A 15833-nucleotide genomic window follows, 5' to 3' on the forward strand; every position below is an offset into this window, starting at 1 on the left:
AACTTACAAAGCTAACTCACCTACTTTCCGTAAAAGTTACGGTACATCATGTAAGTGTGGGCTGCTGACCAACTGAAGTTGCTGGCACCTTGAACCGCCCCTGTTTCTGGGTTGTAGTTTTCACGAATTGCGCCGTCGCTACCAAAGCCTTCACCGTTTTGGAACAGGTCTTCAGCGATGCGTACCGCATCATTATGGCGTCCATACTTCTCAAGAGCTTGAAGGCCGAAGTAGAATTGATCCAACCATACACGTCCACGCCAATAGATATCAGCTCCGTAAGCTGGGTTGTCACGACTTGCTGTTCCTAATGACACCCCTTCGCCTTGATATTCTGTAGAACTATCAAACTTACTCGCATCAAGCATGACATCCATGACCTTGTCCGCGTTCGCTTGAGTCGCCGCGCCGTTAAACAATGGTGACCAGCCGTCTGGAGCCTGACCGCGCTCTGTTAATACGACACCCGCACAATAAACATTTTTGCCTTGATAAGGCGTATCAACTCGCTTCAAATCGGCCCCAGGTACTGGAATTCCTGATGAATCTAAGAAACTGTTACCATCTTTGTCAACGAGTCGAATGTCGTAGTAGAACGAGGTAGCAGAATCAAACATACAAGTGTTGATGTAGTCTTTAATAAACTCTGCATGCTCCACAAATTCTTGTCCACGGCCTTTCCCTTCAACGCCATCAGAGACTAAGCCAGCCATTTCAGATAAGTACTTATTGTCACTGTACATGTAAGACGCTTGGTCTACCGATTCTTGCAGCATAGAGAAGCCAACTAGGTTGGTGCCACTATCGTGGTTCTCACCAAAACGTACCTGCCAGTCTTTGCGTGCATCACGCAGTTTTGCCATGTTTGCATCAGAAACATCACTGTAGGTCCAGTTTTCTGACGAGCCAGTAATCGTGTTATCGAAGTTATAATGCTGCTGAGCATAACGACCTAGCTGATCGTATTCCGTTGCTGCAGATACTGTTGTGATCCAATCGCGAGAGTTTGTTTTCGCCAAATCATAGATAAAACCGAAACGAGCGGCATCATCCATACCCGACTCCCATGACGTCGCTGTTTGTGAACCATTGCTGTAACCAGTAATAGCCAGCTCTTCGTAGTTATCCAGAACCAAGTTATACGAGTCCACACCGATAACTTGATACTGCTTCGACGTGCCGTTGCTATCAATCTCTTTCACCTTATCAGCACCTACGAGAGCTTTTAGATCGTCACCTAGCTCTGTCCACACTTTAATGTACATATGTCCATCATCAGTGTTGTGCGAAGGATCAACAGCCGCACCATACTCAGGAACTCCATTCGAGTTGTGGTCACGGTTTGATAACCACCAATCATGATACGCCACCAACTTTGGATACATTTCATCAATCCACGCTTGAGCATCATTAGCACGGTCAAATTCGTTGATAAGAGAATGGTAGATTTCCATTACAGCCCAAGCCGCTAGCGAAGGCTTAGTATTACGCTCATTCCAGTTCATTGACGCATCGTTTTGTGCCGCAGAAGGAATGTCGTATTTGTCGTCGTAGTAACGAGAGTCAATTCGATCTTGTGGTAGCGAGTAGTTAACAACATCCAATAAATAACCTGCGTCTTGTGGTCTGATTGGGTCATCATCTTTCACTTGGAACTGGAACACAGTACGAATGTTCTCCATCGCTACATCTGGATTAAAGTGAGCCATCGCATACGCGTGTTTCCATGTATCCCAAGGCCAAGTATTGTTACCAGAGAACCAGATAGCCGTTACCGATGGCGTGACGGTACCGTGCTGAACAATACCCGCTGGTGAGCGCCAGTTTCCGTTAAGGGTCATCATGGCTTTCACTGCAACATTACTTTCTGCTTTAGTCGCCTCGTCGTTGGCTAAACCATGCTTTAAATAATTATTCCAGCGAGCCTTAGCTGTGCTCATTGCTGTTGCGCCTTGCTGCAACAACGTGCTCACCGCACTCGCTTCGCTGATAGCTTCTGTTGGGTTGTGCACATAAGAATACGCGTTATAGAAAGTAGTATTGCCATTCGCGTTAATAGTGACCGAGCCTTCGGAACGATAGTTATAGTCAGTAACTGTAGTTGTCGCATTATCGACAGAGCGAGTCACAAAAAACTCAGCCCCCTCTTCACTCTTTAAGCCCGACCAAGACGCTGCTTTGTTAAACGTCAGCTCAACACCACCATTTTCGCCAGTAAGCGCCTTATAAACCGTATTAGCAGCGGCATCATCCCCTACGGTACTAAAATCTCTTAGGAAACCACCAGTCCAAACAAGCTTAAGATTACGCACTTGTTCTAACTTATTGCTAATTCTGGTTTCAATAATTGATGAACGATTGGTACCAAAACGTGTCGTCATCTCAATCTTAAATTCATTATTTTCGATAACTTGATGTAACGCGTCTGGTGTAGAAAAAGCCTTAACTTCCGCAGATAATAAATTTATTTCTTGATTGTTGTCTGCATCAATTAGAGTAAGTTTGTCAAAATTTTCATTAGCTATATAACTAGAGTACTCCTGATCGACAATCATAATGCCACCAGCAGAACCTATCGCAGAATCATCGCTTGGTAATAAATGACCATGCCACGCACCTAAGTCCGTAAATGCGTTATAACTTAAGTTACTTTGCGCATCACGGTCTTTCATTCGATCCGGATTGCCTACTCTATCTAATACGTTAACAAAATTGCTTACGTCTGTTGAAGGTAGTGTTTCCGTCGAATCTGAACTCGAACTGTTGCAACCAGAGAGGGAGATAACCGAACCTACAAGAATAGCCAAGATAGTCTTTTTCATCTTTCAATCCATTTATTGTGATATTAATCACTATTATTAATGGAGATTTGCAGAACAAATCTCTACGCAGGGGATGTGAGATGAATAGTACTGACTAGCGTTATTCGCTCAATAAATGTCGAAGGAAAATTTGTGGTTCTGGGGAAAGATTACTTTCGTTGCACTACATTACTTGACAATTTAAATAGCATCATTCGTCAAATGAATATAAAGCAAACCAATATTTATATAAATACCGAAACCATGTGAAGTTATTTACGAATAATATGATAATTTATATTTTCAGAGTAGCAACCATAATTAATAGTTGTCATTCACTAATAATAGAATAGTAAATTACAACTGTTAAACTTGGAATAAATATCATATTTCTACTTCACTACTGCTATAGAAACTTTTAATCTACTACGCTTGTTTTTTACCAAGTTCTATCAAGATCTTCTGAATACAAAGAGATTGCTCGTTTATATTCCTTTATGGCTTCGCTATTGGTTGTCGATAACAAGAGATTCAATAGCAACTGAACGGCCTCCTTGTGACGTCCTAAGTTGTACAGGCACATTGCATAAAATGGCTGGACTTCTTCCGCTTTCGGGTATTCAGACATGGTCTGTTCAAAGTAATGCAACGCCTCAACAAATTCGCCTAAACTTCTGTAAGTGCAAGCTAAGCCAAACAGTGTGTCAAAACGCTCTTTATCCGCTAACTTGCCAAGTAATGCCGATTTATAATGTGGAATCGCGAGTTTTTCTTTGCCTTCATTATCGTATGACCATGCAATCTGTAAATGCGCGGAAGCGGCGTAAAGTGGATCAACAAGCAATGTTTCGAGGAGTTGACGAGAGTCTTTGTGCTTTCCGGCCTTGCGAAGCGCTATGGCTTCTGAAATGACGGTCTTCATAGGTAAATAACGAGTCCTTATCTTTAATGTACTTCAGCCTTACCACATCGGTCGCATCGATACAGTTGTTCATTATCAGGATAGCCAACTATTTCGATTTCGCGACTCGAAAACAGCCTGATAATTAACCCAAACACCGTGTTAGGTGTCGAATCACTGGTAGCTTTTCGCTGTAGTTTTAACTCTGAGTTGGGGCTATATATCAACAAGTGTGACGTTAGTTGATTACAATGGCGGCAGAGAAATGGGCGCGTCTGATAGTCGCTATAGTGCTCCATGACCTATCCTTCCTTGAGATCTCATTAGAACATTTCAATTTAACGTAATGTAGATAAGATAAATTAACATATCTTAATCTGAGTGATCGTAAGGAACTGTCATGGTAGGCAAGAAGTAGACGAGGAATAGCGCAGAACTTGATGTGAAGTGGAAAGTGAAATCTCAACACATAAAGACATCGAGTGACGCCTCTATGTGTTGAACAAGCAAACGTGGTTAACGAATTAAACGTAGTACGCTTCCACAGTGCCTTTTAATTTGATTAGTATAGGTTGACCGCGACGATCCAGTGCCTTTGGTGAAGGGATTTTTACCCAACCTTCGCTGATGCAGTATTCTTCAACATCAGTACGCTCTTTACCGTTTAGGCGAATACCAATCTGGTGCTCAAAACACTCAGCTACGTGATGTGGGCTGCGTGGGTTACCTGAAAGATGATCTGGTAAAGCTGGCTTTGCGTTGTTGTCGCTCATGATTATGACCTAGTGTATTTAAGAAGTGGCTTATTGTAGTCAATACCGCACGAGCGCTCAAGAAGAGTCATCTCCTTGAAAGGGGTAACTGCCTTTTTCTTAAGCAGATTTAGCTAACATGGATTATATTTGATAGTACCTTAGTCACAAAATCAGAGTTATTGCTATGTTCTTAACACGGTTAATATATGTCAGTACGCTCTGCGAAAGCTGCGATGATAAAGCGTTAAACGATATTCTCAATATATCACGTGAACACAACCAAAAACGTCACCTAACTGGACTACTTAGTCACAATAACAAGTACTTTCTACAGTGTTTAGAAGGTTCTCGCTCTGCGGTCAATCATACTTATAACCATATCTTGAACGATTCGCGACACAGCAATGTACTCATATTGGATTATAAAGAGATCAGCCAGCGTGAATTTGGTGATTGGTCTATGGGGGACATTCCACATTCTCACCTGACTACATTACTCAACCTTCAATTCTCTGGTTCGAACGAATTTAATCCCTACGAACTGTCTGGTGAAAGTGCCTATCTTATGCTTTTGGAACTGAAGAAAAACCTACCTTCCGAATAGCGCCTTCGTGACCAAATATTCATCTAGAAAAACCGAAAGAAAGTACTAAAGCGACCTGTTAGGTCGCTTACCTCTGACTGTTTCGTTGCTCACTTAAGTGATAGAAAATACACAACTTTCTAGTGGGTGGTGCTATCGCTACTCTGGCTAGTGTAATCGATACATTGGCACTATCGCTTTCCAATCCATTCTCGTAAACGTGTCTATCTTCAACATTCTCACCATGCAGTCCTTACAATTTGACCAATAGTATCTTTCTAATCACATTTACAAGCAGTGGATCAACTTAGTTTAAATGAGCAACAAAGCACATATTTTTACATTTCAATTACAACATAGATCTGCATCACAGAGATTCTGCTACAAAAAAGGATAAACTTGGGGTCCCCCGAAGCTACACACAAAATAATGAACCATGGATACTACTAAAACTCTTATTTACGATACTTTAATTCGTCTCGCTGATCATGCCCCGGAACAACATGCACAAATCCGTCAAGATTTGTATGAGCAACTAGAACTGCCCTTTAGCAAGCAGGTTGCTCTCTATACCAACGTACTTGCTCCAGCCAGCCTAGGACGACTTGACGACAAAGAACGTCTCGACAATGCCGTTAACCTTGCCGATTCAATCTTAAACTCATAAAAAATAAGCGTTGATTCTCAAAATGTTAGAATCAACGCTCTGTTTGTAGTCATACCCCATACATCGCCTTTATGGTTGATCTCGATAGCCAAACCTCGCTAAATAGTGCCAGATTTTCTTAATATCTTGCTCGTCAAAGTGCTGTTCCGTTACCGCCATGCCAAGTAACTTTGCATCGATCATTCCATCTCGCGCTAGTTCTCTCGCTAATTCGATAAACTGCACACCTCGATAATCAGGGTATTGGTTCATTGCTTCAATAGACAGTTGATAGCCGTTATGCCACTGGATGGGAATACCCAATTCAAGCGCATATTGTTCAATCATAGTGGCTTGGAAAACAGGATCTAAGACTAAACACTCTATGTCATCTTTTAACGATACTGTCCCGTGAATGTGTGCTTCAATGTAGTCATCGAGTAAGTCGGTAGAAGAAGACGTTGCTATATTGATCAGGTTATTCAGTGTTTCTGAAACAGCAAAATCTTCTGGTTCAAAAAAACTGTCTGGGTAACAATACGTCGCTCTTTCGAGCACATGCGGTTTTAACTCAAAAAATGCAGACCCAAACCTAGGTGACGCTCCAGTTGAATAGCTTCGGAAGTTAACTGCGCCGTATTTCGGCCTTAAATTCATAGGTGCACGGTCATAAGCACCATCAAATACCCGTTGTTCCCATAACCAACGGTCGCCACCTTCAAAAGCCGTCAAGCCGCCGTTACTCGTATTGGTTTCAAACTGGGATTTCAGCTCACCATCTTTGGCGATGGCGAGTAAAAGAGGCTGCCCTTCAGCCGTGTATCTATCAGGGTGAAAGTTGATTGTAATGCGGCTAGTATTCGTGGATGGCTTACCCTTCGATTTAGCTCGTATATTATCTAGTGCTGTATTTATGATGTCTTTATCCATTAACTTTCATCCGATCATGCAACTCCAGAGTTTCCAACTCATGTTTGAGATTGGCGAGCGTATGTTGACTATACACCTTGATGCCATCCCTAAGTAACATAGCGGCAGTCACTCCTTGCCCAGGAATTTTTACGCCAGTGAATGTGCCATCATAAATCTGTAAGCTACCACATGATGGACTCCCCTCGGCTAGTATGGCGTAACGAATACCCTGTTCGCGACACTTCTTAAGTGTAAGCTCAGCACCATGCAAGAATTCAGCGGTCACCTCATGACCATCATCCTCAACAACAGAAGCTTTGCGATCAATAACATCGGCACCTTGTCCTAAAATAATTTCCGCTGGCGCTCTCGGCGTTGGAAGACCGGCCGAGACTTCAGGGCACATTGCTATTAGCTCAACATTCGACCTAATCCACGCTAACTCTTGAGCTGAAACAGATAAACCACTCGCATTGTAGCGAATCTTGTTACCTAGCAAACATGAACTAATAAGCACTTTTTCCATTACTATCTCCGTGCAAAACACTCCAATCAATCAGCAATAACTCAGTTCGAATCCAAAGAAAACACCAACTCAATCTCTCGCCCATCCACTAAGGTGCCAGTCTCAATAAAACCACAGCTTAGGTAAAAGCGCTTAGGTCCTTTTTCATCAATAACGACACTCGTAAATAATTCTATTATGCCAAACTCTTGCCTTAGCTCCTGATAAAGCAAAGCAATAGCCTGACGTCCAAAGCCTTTCTTTTGATAGTTTTTATCTAACATAAATCGCCACAGCGAGAATCTATTAGATTGGGAGTCAACGTTAACGAGAATAAAGCCAATGGGCTGTTCTTTGACATAGATAGCCCTATACCACGGAGACGCCATAAAATTCGCCTCCGCTAGAGAGATGGCATTGCTATCGATATGTGAAGTTTGATGAGGGGCGACTTCAAGCTGACAAATAGCATAGAAGTTGTCACGCGTGATGGTTCTTAACGCTATGTTCATGTTTCAGCTACTAGTAAGGGACTCACATAGAATGAAAATATCACGGCTGGCAGAGGTTAAACATAGTTAATTTCAAAATTTGGATTGTGAATACCTAGATGACAAAAAAGGTTCAAAACCCAAGTTCGAACCCTTAGTGATATATCCAAGCTCTCTAAATCAAAGCTCAGTTCATGGCGATATGATTGTACCTGAGGCCAGCTTCTTGAAGAATTTTCTCTAATGCCTCCTGAATCATGAGATCAGGTTCTTTTCTAGCCAATGATGTACGGTAAGATTCGCCTGTAATCAATAGTTGTCTACTCGCTGCTTTTCTAAAATCAATCTTTATTTTTATCATGTAATTTGTAATATCCCACTGCCAGTTATCGACATATGTAATCACAATGTCGGCATCGTCTGGGATGTTATCGCTATTAAGTGGGGTAGCTGGATAACCTAGCAACGTTAACTTATCGGCAATTACATAATTCAAGTGTCTTTTGTCTGGCGAAAAATGCTGAACATATACATTCCCCAACTCACTTAACGACTGTCCCGGAGCGACTGTGGCTTCCAGCCTAGTCGCACATCCCGTTAATAACGCAAAGACACCTAATGACAGCAGTAATTTTATTATTTTCACATTCATTCTCATATTGTTGTGTTTTTGGGAAGCAAATACTAAACCAAGCACTTATGAAACTGAATGACCTTGAGCAAATTTTCTATAATAACCTTATGATTTTATGGCGATTCTATCGTTTCAAAACCAGCAACTCCCCCTTCCCAACAGGAACCAATGACGTAGTTAAGTTACTCTGGCTCTTTACCCAGGCGGCAAACGCTTCTAGCTCTGAAGCATGGGATATGGCATTGTCACACACAAGCAACCCACCTGATTTTAGGCGCGAGAATAGAGATTCAGCAATGGACAAATACTTGCTGCGGTCTGCATCGAGAAAAATAAAATCGACCTGTTCAGGTGTTTGCTTTAAAACTTCACAAACATCGCCTGACCATTGGGTAATATTTTCCAAAACTTGAGCTTGTTCGAAGTTGTCACGAGCCTCTTCTATCTTAAGCGGATTGACTTCAATGGTATGCACCATTCCGGTGTTCGCGATTGATGAGGCTAACCAAATCGTTGAGTATCCATTTGAGGTGCCAATTTCTAAGATACGCTGCGCGTTCGTGGCTTTAACCAGTACTGAGAGAAACTCACCGGTATCTTTTGTAATGTTGAGGTACTTTTTCGCTCGCTCTGACTGCAGACGATCGTTGTCATTGCCTAACCGCTCCAATCGCTCTAAAACCTCTTGCGTCTTAGTATTCATACTTCAGCTTCCTTGTAATGTGGCGCTAATTAAACAAGACCAGCTAAGATCCAACCTCCAGATCTGAGCCAAAACGATTATCCGTTAATCTCGTATGCCTTTGGGTTGCTACCATACTGATTGGACTCTGGTTTGCTGTCCAACACCAAGAAGTACAGTAGTATTAAAAAACCGATTATTGGAATGATATACAGCAACATCCACCAGCCAGAGCGACCAGTATCGTGCAAACGACGTGCAGTGACAGCTAAGCTCGGCAACAAAATCAACAGCGTGAACACTCCACTCAAAATCCCGACGTCTTCCGCAGAGTTGTACCAGCCTAACGCATTATCTATCACCGATAGAACAATCGTTAATATCAGACTATATAAAAAGAAGTACCAATACTCTTTCCGTCTGGCGCGACCTTTAAAATCAACAGGCCGTTTTAAAACACTTAGGAACCAATTCATAGACCACTTACCTTTTGTTTGTTATCTCATTAAAGACAGATTTTACTTAAGCTGCTTTTCTATCTTTCCAATCTCGCGTATCAGATCCACACCAATCACTTTCTTGGTCTCGATCTTACTCAGTTCGATAGTTTCAACAGCAGCTACTGATTTCAGCTGCGCCAAAATTTCACCACTGGGCGATATCACTTGGCTATTACCACAATATTCGCCAACGATACTCCGGGTTTTATCTATGCCGACTCGATTACATGTCGCTACATAACAGTGGTTTTCAATCGCTTTAGTGCGAGAGAGAAGTAGGCTCTGCTCGCCACCAAAGTTTGCTGGATGCAACAAAACATCGACATTGGATATCGCGTATTCGCGAGTAATTTCCGGAAACCACAAGTCAAAGCAAATCCCTACTCCGAAAACATAACCTTGGCATTCAAACGTCAGCAATGAATCGCCGCGAGAGAAGTACTGTTTGTCTATATTGGTTTGGCTGATTTTTCTATAGCGGTGCTGTAAGCCAGCGCTATCTATAACTGCAACGCTATTGTAGAAACGCCCTTCATCATGCTCTGCAATGCCAGCAACGATGACTGATTGATAAGTCGCTGCCAGTTGCTGTAACGTTTCAATGGTGAGACTGTGTTGGTACTCCTCACTCAGCTCATGGATATCCTGAGGCGAGTCAAAAATATAGCCAGTTGAGAACAATTCAGGCAGCAAGATGACATCCCCAACCTCTTGAGTTTCTGAGAGAAGTTGAGCGACTTGGAGTAGGTTTTGATGTTTGTCTTTATAGACCACATCGGTTTGAACAATAGAGATCTTCATCACTGAATAGCCGTGTCCTTGTTAAACTTGATCTAACATACGATAGCTATTCAATGAATTGTATAGTGGTTTTGTCGGGTATTGTCAGAACTAGATCGGACGACAATAATCCTTAACTAATTTCGGTCACGATTTCAGTCTTTACGGAATTGGCGATAAAGCAATTTTCATGCGACAAATGGTGCATTTTTTCAAGCTGCTCTCGGGTAGGTACACGCTCTCCAGAGAACACCACATCCGGGCGCAAAATGACTTTGGTGACTGCCATTCTTCCCACTTCATTCTCTGCAAGTATTCCTACTGCTTTATCGATGTAGCTGTCGATAACATATTTTCGTTTTGCAGCAATCGATAAGAAAACTAGCATATGGCAGCTCGATAAGGCAGCAATGTAGGCTTCCTCTGGATCAATATTTTCTTCTATGGAGAGAGGCAATGGCACCACATGAGGTGAAGGTGATGCAGGAACCGTCAAACCGCCATCAAATTCCCATACATGACCACGGCTGTAGTTATTATCGCTAAATACTTCGTCTTGTTTTCGCTTCCAACTTACCTGTGCGTAATGCTCTGACATTTCATCCTCCTGATAATAATGGCGATAATTAAACTAGCCCTGAATGCACTCAACCCAATATCTCGCAATTGGATTAGGGTACACCTTACCCATTACGATATTTTCTAACTCACCGCCATTGGATTCAATAACGCGTCTTGAAGCGACGTTATCTTCATCTGCGGTCACTAAGGCTCGCTCTATGCCTAAGGCATTCGCTTTGAGTAAGACAAGTTTGAGCATGTGCTTTCCATAGCCTGCCCCTCGATAAGAGGGGGCAATATCGTAACCAATATGACCGCCCTCTAATGACAGAAATCCATTATCAATATGATGGCGGACACGAATTGCACCTAGAATTCTCTGTTCAGAATCTAGCAACCAGAAATGACTGCAAGGCACATAGCCTTGGCGTAAATTGATACCCTTTGCTTCATCGATTAAACGCTGAACATACCGTGGAAAATCGCTAACACCTTCGCGGTAATACTCCGCATTATCCACATCGTTAAGCTCAAAATCTTGGTAGAAAGCCTCAAAGGCTTGCATCCGCTCTAACGACGGGGTAACGAGTTCCATGTTATTGATTCCTTTATCTTTGCAAGCTGCTAGTTCTTTATGCCAACAACCATAGCAGACATAATACCTTCGCTTCTAGAAAACCAAGTCGATTACTTCAAAAACTCCGTGACTTTTTGAAGATTGAATCTCAGTAACCGCTTATCAAAATCGCTGGCACTTTCGCTATCCACCACACCATTTTTGAATTCATAGCGAGAGCCAACCTTTTCGACGTATTTATTAAAGTCGATCGTTTGCTCATACTCCGAGAATATCTGTTGCAGTTTCACATCGTTGATCTCTACGTCGTTGATTGCCCACTTCCAATGATCACGCCCCATCACAAACAAGCCATCGATGTAGTGTTCTTCTGGCTTTTCGACAAATGGCAACCAATCAAAAGAGAACCAGTTATTCTCATCTTCTTTTTGCAACCGAATGCTCACACCTACCTCATCCGAAAAAAGAAACGGTATCCAAAAGCTATTACGCTTAATCTTGAGCGTATACGCGCTGCCACCCATTAAATCAAAACGCTTCAACAAACTAATGTAGAGTAAAAAGTTTTGGTTGTTGCAAATCCCAGACTCGTCGATATTCACCAAATGCGAATCAACGGAAATAGGAAAACAAGGCGCAGAAAAATCTTCGGTTTTAAACCTCTTAAAGCGCTCGCTGAGTACTTCATTGATTCTATGATTCTCTCCCATCAGACTCGCTCCCGCGAATATAGTAAGGAACACAACAATCAATGAGAATGTCAGAGATAAAGGAATGGTTCGTTTATATTTGCCCATCAAACACTGCCTACATGAATATGCTTTATCGGTATTTACCGACAATATTTTTATCCATGAAGAATAACACTCTGAAAGAGCGTGCTATGTATGGAAAGGTCGTCTTGTGTCTACGTAGGAACCGACAATGAATGGCCTAGGTTTGCCATAAAGTAGGTTTGCTATAAATATGCCTCAACCACCGATAAGCAATGCTCGACCGACTTTTCTTTCTCACCTACAGGGGCAACGTAATGTATAGCGGCTTTTGCATGCTCTATGTCAGCAAGTTTACCTATCACCCAAGCCGCTAAATACTGCGAAGAAATACAACCACCGGATGTAGCCACATTACCGTGTGCATGTAGAGGTTGTTCCAACACCTCGATTCCTAGATCTTGGACCCAAGGTTTCGTGGTGAGGTCGGTACAAGCGGATACTCCATTCAGTAAATCCAACGCTGCCAGAAGCAACGTACCGGAACACTGTGCGCCAATTATTTGCCTGTTAGGGTCAAGAGAAAGCCGTGACAGAATGGTTTGGTCCGTCGCAATTTGTCGCGTCAATATACCGCTGCCAAACAACACGGCATCGGCTTGATTTGCAAACTCTAACGGTTGCTGCGCTACCACCTCTACACCATTCATTGATTTCACCACATCCGTCGGACACGTTATCTGAACATTCCACCCGTGCGGTTTCATTCGATTCAAAATTGCCGAGGCAATAAAAGAGTCCAGTTCGTTAAATCCATCAAACGTTAATACTGCTATATCCATATAACCCCTACTCCTATACACCCATCGCTTTCTATAAACTGATTTTTGAGTAAATCACCGTGTTACATAGTTCACCGTTTGGCAATCGACGTTCATTGAGGGCAATGCCCTCTAAGTGATAGCCGCAACGCTCAGCAACTGAACGACTTTTTGCGTTCGTTTCAGCAGCTCTGATAATTACCCGATTCGCCTCTAATGATTCAAAGGCATAGCGCTCAACAAGCTTTACCGCCTCTGTTACATAACCTGAACCTACGCTTGATGTATTCAGCCAATAACCAATTTCGAAAAATGGCACCGCCTTATCACGAATGATCAGCCCCACAGCACCTACTAACGTATCGGTCTCTTTATCAATGATTGAAAAGCGCAGTTCATTTTCGAAGTTTTCAAAATCTTCCATCGCTTGTTTGGTGGTCTCCACCGATTCTTCTTGGGTCAAAGCGTATGGTACCCAAGGAAGATATTCTCCAAGCTCCGCTTTACTCGCTTGGATTGCCGCCAACATTTGAGGCTGGTACTCCAATGAAGGAGGAACGAGTTTTATTCTGTCTGATTCCACGGGCATTACTCCTTAACTTCATCACGCAATAGCGCCAATTAATCTAAATTGTCAGGGGTATGAAGGTAGGTCCCACAGACCTGGCATTTATAATCCCCTGTCGCCTCTCCATCCATCAACAACGTTAATATCGCTGCGAATAACCCAGAGAAAAAGCCCGTAGCTTCGTTCTTTGGGTGTTTACCCTCTGTTCCAAACGAGGTGTATTTCTGTTGTGTTAACGCCTTGCAATTACAACAGAACGCCTTCATCTTCTCCGTACTGTACTGGCTCATTAGTTGCTCTAGTCCTCCAAGGCATTACGCCAATATTGGATCGTTTTATCCGACACAGTGCCGTCTTCTCTAGCTGCAGCAACGAGAAACTCAGATAGGTTTATTGCAACCTGTTCATTGCCCATCAAATACAAACTACGAATCGCTCGTGTCAGTCTTAATTGATTATGATCGTGACTTTTTAACCAAACGTGATTCTTCCCACTCAGCGGCAAGACAGAGGTGATTTCAAATCCATTTCTCTGCATTCCCCAAAAATCCAACATGACATCAAGTATCTTCAAATGAGCAACTCGAAGTGCTTCTGAATCGGCAAACACGTCTCTATCTTTCTGTGTTACTAAAGGAGCATGCTGATTAAACTTGGTTCCCTCGTCGATTGGGAAGAACACCTGAATATACTTATGATCATGCTCCAACCAAAAGTGGTTATACGCCAACAGCTCATCAATATAACGACCAAATTTATCTGGACTTTCTCCAGTTATAAAACGAGCAATCTCACTCATTTATTCACCCTGACAATAGTTATTGTTGTATTTTTAGCTATAAACCTAACAGCTTATTTGAGTATGTGACACAGCCTTTTGCACCAAAGCCATACTCCGTCTTTTCATAGTCGAAATAGGTGATAGATTTCGTGTTTCGCTCTGCTTCAACAACAAGATTACCCTGTTTATCGATAACTGCCGTAGGAGCGGTTTGCTCAAAGGTTGTAGAGTTAACCGATATCACTGTAAACACATTTTCAATAGCCCGAGTAACAAGGTGCGATTTAATAATTGAATAACGATTGGCATCAAACTCTTGTTGGACATCACATAAGCTCACGATAGCGACATCGACCTGTTCTTTATAGAGTTCTCTAAAGTACTCAGGGAATCGAATTTCATAACAGATTCGAACACCAACCCTAATACGCTGAATCTCGACAACGCCATTAAAGTCATTCCCTACGTCAAAATTCTCCGCATCCCAGCCCCAAAGGGCTCTTTTGTCGTAGTAAAACACCTCACCTGAGGGTTTGATGATCGCAACAGAATTCGCCGCTTTATCTCCAAACTTGCGAATAAGCCCCAAGAAAACAGTGATCTGCGTGTGTTTAACCAAATCTACAATCTGATTAAACGCAGCGTCTTGAAGTTCAAAATCAATATCGGCAACAGCACCAATTTCAATTGGTGGATAACCAGATAAGGCGCATTCTTGAGTAACTAACACATCTGCACCATCGCACTTGGCTTCGAAGATAGCACGCTTGATTTGTTCATGGTTTTTGGTTGATTGAGCACTAATTGGGAACTGTAACAATGCAAACTTCACAGTGTCTACTCCTTGAAATCGTCTTCGGCACTTAACAAAGAGGCAGCGAACTCGCGCATAAGACGCGCATTGTTAGCACTATTTTCATTACCACATGCTTTGCCGTAGTACTTAATATCTGGTGATGAATAAATTGGCAGTTGATTCTCAGCATAAGTCATAACGGTACCAGCATCACCGCATAGCGCCCCTCTGGCATAGGACCTAATATGTTTATGAAACTCAGGCAGCAGTCCCCCTTTCAACCAGTAATCTGGCGTATCGTTATGCCATGCCCAAGCCAAATGCCCAAGTTCATGCTCTAAAACATGCACGTCACTATCTGAACTTAAGATCAAGAATCGACGACTAAAGTTCACATGGGCAGTCCCTACCGTTCCATCTTCTGTGAACTCGTGGCTGCTTGGGAGCACCAACACATAGTAACTATCGGTTTGTTTGAGCTTTTCATGGTCATTCGGTGTCATTTGCTTTAATAGCTGTTGATGCAAACTCCCAACCTCATTCCCTTTAAATTCGCCGGTATCGATATTAGAGACACCCGCCAAGGTACGCTTAAGGGGAACACATGAATTGCTTAATACTAAGTTTGAATAGTCGATATATTCCTGTAACCGGTGTTCATCAATAGAGTCATCGGTAAAGAAAAACACTGGCGTTTCAGCAACCTTAGCTAGCTCACATTCCGGCAAAGACAATTCTTCTCCACTTCGCTTACCAAAGTAAAATAGCGCCGCTACGACGACAATTGAACCCACTACCAACACACTTTTATTCATCTTTTTATCCA

At 42.5% G+C, this 15833-nt stretch carries 21 protein-coding genes; 2 read left to right on the forward strand and 19 right to left on the reverse strand.

Features of this window, described 5'->3' with window-relative positions:
* Nucleotides 1–20 precede the first annotated feature (20 nt).
* The 3 genes from ygjK to AWH66_RS21865 form a co-directional block, all read right to left on the reverse strand.
* Complete coding sequence (gene ygjK, locus AWH66_RS21855) at nt 21–2822, reverse strand: alpha-glucosidase (protein ID WP_063603476.1); 2802 nt, start codon at nt 2820–2822, stop codon at nt 21–23.
* Between the two features lie 418 nt (nt 2823–3240).
* Nucleotides 3241–3723 (reverse strand): tetratricopeptide repeat protein, encoded by a 483-nt coding sequence (locus tag AWH66_RS21860; RefSeq protein WP_063603475.1) that lies wholly within the window; start codon nt 3721–3723, stop codon nt 3241–3243.
* Nucleotides 3724–4226: 503 nt separating this feature from the next.
* Nucleotides 4227–4475, reverse strand: a complete 249-nt coding sequence (locus AWH66_RS21865; RefSeq protein WP_006074773.1) for a DUF3297 family protein — start codon at nt 4473–4475, stop codon at nt 4227–4229.
* Nucleotides 4476–4641: 166 nt separating this feature from the next.
* On the opposite strand from AWH66_RS21865, the gene AWH66_RS21870 reads away from it, so the two are divergent.
* Together AWH66_RS21870 and AWH66_RS21875 are read left to right on the forward strand one after the other, a co-directional pair.
* Nucleotides 4642–5061 (forward strand): BLUF domain-containing protein, encoded by a 420-nt coding sequence (locus tag AWH66_RS21870; RefSeq protein WP_063603474.1) that lies wholly within the window; start codon nt 4642–4644, stop codon nt 5059–5061.
* A 415-nt stretch (nt 5062–5476) separates the two neighbouring features.
* Entirely contained in the window at nt 5477–5707 is a 231-nt protein-coding gene (locus tag AWH66_RS21875; RefSeq protein WP_063603473.1) for a PAS factor family protein, read from the forward strand.
* Nucleotides 5708–5776: 69 nt separating this feature from the next.
* Here AWH66_RS21875 and AWH66_RS21880 read toward each other — a convergent pair whose 3' ends face one another.
* The 16 genes from AWH66_RS21880 to AWH66_RS21955 form a co-directional block, all read right to left on the reverse strand.
* Nucleotides 5777–6616 carry a DUF3626 domain-containing protein gene (locus tag AWH66_RS21880; RefSeq protein ID WP_063603472.1) on the reverse strand — a complete coding sequence of 280 codons (840 nt, stop codon included), beginning with the start codon at nt 6614–6616 and terminating at the stop codon, nt 5777–5779.
* Nucleotides 6609–7124, reverse strand: a complete 516-nt coding sequence (locus AWH66_RS21885; RefSeq protein WP_063603471.1) for a 2-thiouracil desulfurase family protein — start codon at nt 7122–7124, stop codon at nt 6609–6611. Before AWH66_RS21885 ends, AWH66_RS21880 begins: the two co-directional genes overlap by 8 nt.
* Before the next feature lie 41 nt (nt 7125–7165).
* Nucleotides 7166–7615: a GNAT family N-acetyltransferase gene (locus AWH66_RS21890; protein ID WP_063603470.1), complete on the reverse strand. Its 450-nt coding sequence runs from the start codon at nt 7613–7615 to the stop codon at nt 7166–7168.
* Nucleotides 7616–7781: 166 nt separating this feature from the next.
* Nucleotides 7782–8291: a hypothetical protein gene (locus AWH66_RS21895; protein WP_240495648.1), complete on the reverse strand. Its 510-nt coding sequence runs from the start codon at nt 8289–8291 to the stop codon at nt 7782–7784.
* Between the two features lie 61 nt (nt 8292–8352).
* Nucleotides 8353–8931 carry an O-methyltransferase gene (locus AWH66_RS21900; protein ID WP_063603469.1) on the reverse strand — a complete coding sequence of 193 codons (579 nt, stop codon included), beginning with the start codon at nt 8929–8931 and terminating at the stop codon, nt 8353–8355.
* Between the two features lie 77 nt (nt 8932–9008).
* On the reverse strand, nt 9009–9386 hold the full coding sequence (locus AWH66_RS21905) for a DUF805 domain-containing protein (RefSeq protein WP_063603468.1): 378 nt from the start codon (nt 9384–9386) through the stop codon (nt 9009–9011).
* Between the two features lie 42 nt (nt 9387–9428).
* Complete coding sequence (locus AWH66_RS21910; protein WP_063603467.1) at nt 9429–10211, reverse strand: carbon-nitrogen hydrolase family protein; 783 nt, start codon at nt 10209–10211, stop codon at nt 9429–9431.
* A 112-nt stretch (nt 10212–10323) separates the two neighbouring features.
* On the reverse strand, nt 10324–10788 hold the full coding sequence (locus AWH66_RS21915; protein ID WP_063603466.1) for an OsmC family protein: 465 nt from the start codon (nt 10786–10788) through the stop codon (nt 10324–10326).
* Nucleotides 10789–10821: 33 nt separating this feature from the next.
* Nucleotides 10822–11346 (reverse strand): GNAT family N-acetyltransferase, encoded by a 525-nt coding sequence (locus AWH66_RS21920; protein WP_063603465.1) that lies wholly within the window; start codon nt 11344–11346, stop codon nt 10822–10824.
* Between the two features lie 92 nt (nt 11347–11438).
* A complete protein-coding gene (locus tag AWH66_RS21925; protein ID WP_063603464.1) occupies nt 11439–12125 on the reverse strand; it encodes a hypothetical protein in 687 nt (228 codons plus the stop codon).
* Nucleotides 12126–12286: 161 nt separating this feature from the next.
* Complete coding sequence (locus AWH66_RS21930) at nt 12287–12883, reverse strand: DJ-1/PfpI family protein (protein WP_063603463.1); 597 nt, start codon at nt 12881–12883, stop codon at nt 12287–12289.
* Between the two features lie 31 nt (nt 12884–12914).
* Complete coding sequence (locus AWH66_RS21935; protein WP_063603462.1) at nt 12915–13445, reverse strand: GNAT family N-acetyltransferase; 531 nt, start codon at nt 13443–13445, stop codon at nt 12915–12917.
* Nucleotides 13446–13483: 38 nt separating this feature from the next.
* Nucleotides 13484–13720: a hypothetical protein gene (locus tag AWH66_RS21940; protein WP_063603461.1), complete on the reverse strand. Its 237-nt coding sequence runs from the start codon at nt 13718–13720 to the stop codon at nt 13484–13486.
* 8 nt (nt 13721–13728) lie between these two features.
* The gene (locus AWH66_RS21945; protein WP_063603460.1) at nt 13729–14229 is read right to left on the reverse strand and encodes an opioid growth factor receptor-related protein; all 501 of its coding nucleotides are present in this window, start codon (nt 14227–14229) and stop codon (nt 13729–13731) included.
* 37 nt (nt 14230–14266) lie between these two features.
* Nucleotides 14267–15043, reverse strand: coding sequence for a carbon-nitrogen hydrolase family protein (locus tag AWH66_RS21950; RefSeq protein ID WP_063603459.1), 777 nt, complete (start codon nt 15041–15043; stop codon nt 14267–14269).
* Between the two features lie 5 nt (nt 15044–15048).
* Nucleotides 15049–15822 carry a hypothetical protein gene (locus tag AWH66_RS21955; protein ID WP_063603458.1) on the reverse strand — a complete coding sequence of 258 codons (774 nt, stop codon included), beginning with the start codon at nt 15820–15822 and terminating at the stop codon, nt 15049–15051.
* Between the last annotated feature and the right edge of the window lie 11 nt (nt 15823–15833).

It is taken from the genome of Vibrio barjaei (assembly GCF_001639065.2).
GTDB classification, from domain to species: Bacteria; Pseudomonadota; Gammaproteobacteria; order Enterobacterales; family Vibrionaceae; genus Vibrio; species Vibrio barjaei.

Coding starts and splice junctions, on each gene's coding strand:
- ygjK (WP_063603476.1), bottom strand. CDS start 2,822: ATGAAAAAGACTATCTTGGCTATTCTTGTAGGTTCGGTTATCTCCCTC.
- AWH66_RS21860 (WP_063603475.1), bottom strand. CDS start 3,723: ATGAAGACCGTCATTTCAGAAGCCATAGCGCTTCGCAAGGCCGGAAAG.
- AWH66_RS21865 (WP_006074773.1), bottom strand. CDS start 4,475: ATGAGCGACAACAACGCAAAGCCAGCTTTACCAGATCATCTTTCAGGT.
- AWH66_RS21870 (WP_063603474.1), top strand. CDS start 4,642: ATGTTCTTAACACGGTTAATATATGTCAGTACGCTCTGCGAAAGCTGC.
- AWH66_RS21875 (WP_063603473.1), top strand. CDS start 5,477: ATGGATACTACTAAAACTCTTATTTACGATACTTTAATTCGTCTCGCT.
- AWH66_RS21880 (WP_063603472.1), bottom strand. CDS start 6,616: ATGGATAAAGACATCATAAATACAGCACTAGATAATATACGAGCTAAA.
- AWH66_RS21885 (WP_063603471.1), bottom strand. CDS start 7,124: ATGGAAAAAGTGCTTATTAGTTCATGTTTGCTAGGTAACAAGATTCGC.
- AWH66_RS21890 (WP_063603470.1), bottom strand. CDS start 7,615: ATGAACATAGCGTTAAGAACCATCACGCGTGACAACTTCTATGCTATT.
- AWH66_RS21900 (WP_063603469.1), bottom strand. CDS start 8,931: ATGAATACTAAGACGCAAGAGGTTTTAGAGCGATTGGAGCGGTTAGGC.
- AWH66_RS21905 (WP_063603468.1), bottom strand. CDS start 9,386: ATGAATTGGTTCCTAAGTGTTTTAAAACGGCCTGTTGATTTTAAAGGT.
- AWH66_RS21910 (WP_063603467.1), bottom strand. CDS start 10,211: ATGAAGATCTCTATTGTTCAAACCGATGTGGTCTATAAAGACAAACAT.
- AWH66_RS21915 (WP_063603466.1), bottom strand. CDS start 10,788: ATGTCAGAGCATTACGCACAGGTAAGTTGGAAGCGAAAACAAGACGAA.
- AWH66_RS21920 (WP_063603465.1), bottom strand. CDS start 11,346: ATGGAACTCGTTACCCCGTCGTTAGAGCGGATGCAAGCCTTTGAGGCT.
- AWH66_RS21925 (WP_063603464.1), bottom strand. CDS start 12,125: ATGGGCAAATATAAACGAACCATTCCTTTATCTCTGACATTCTCATTG.
- AWH66_RS21930 (WP_063603463.1), bottom strand. CDS start 12,883: ATGGATATAGCAGTATTAACGTTTGATGGATTTAACGAACTGGACTCT.
- AWH66_RS21940 (WP_063603461.1), bottom strand. CDS start 13,720: ATGAGCCAGTACAGTACGGAGAAGATGAAGGCGTTCTGTTGTAATTGC.
- AWH66_RS21945 (WP_063603460.1), bottom strand. CDS start 14,229: ATGAGTGAGATTGCTCGTTTTATAACTGGAGAAAGTCCAGATAAATTT.
- AWH66_RS21955 (WP_063603458.1), bottom strand. CDS start 15,822: ATGAATAAAAGTGTGTTGGTAGTGGGTTCAATTGTCGTCGTAGCGGCG.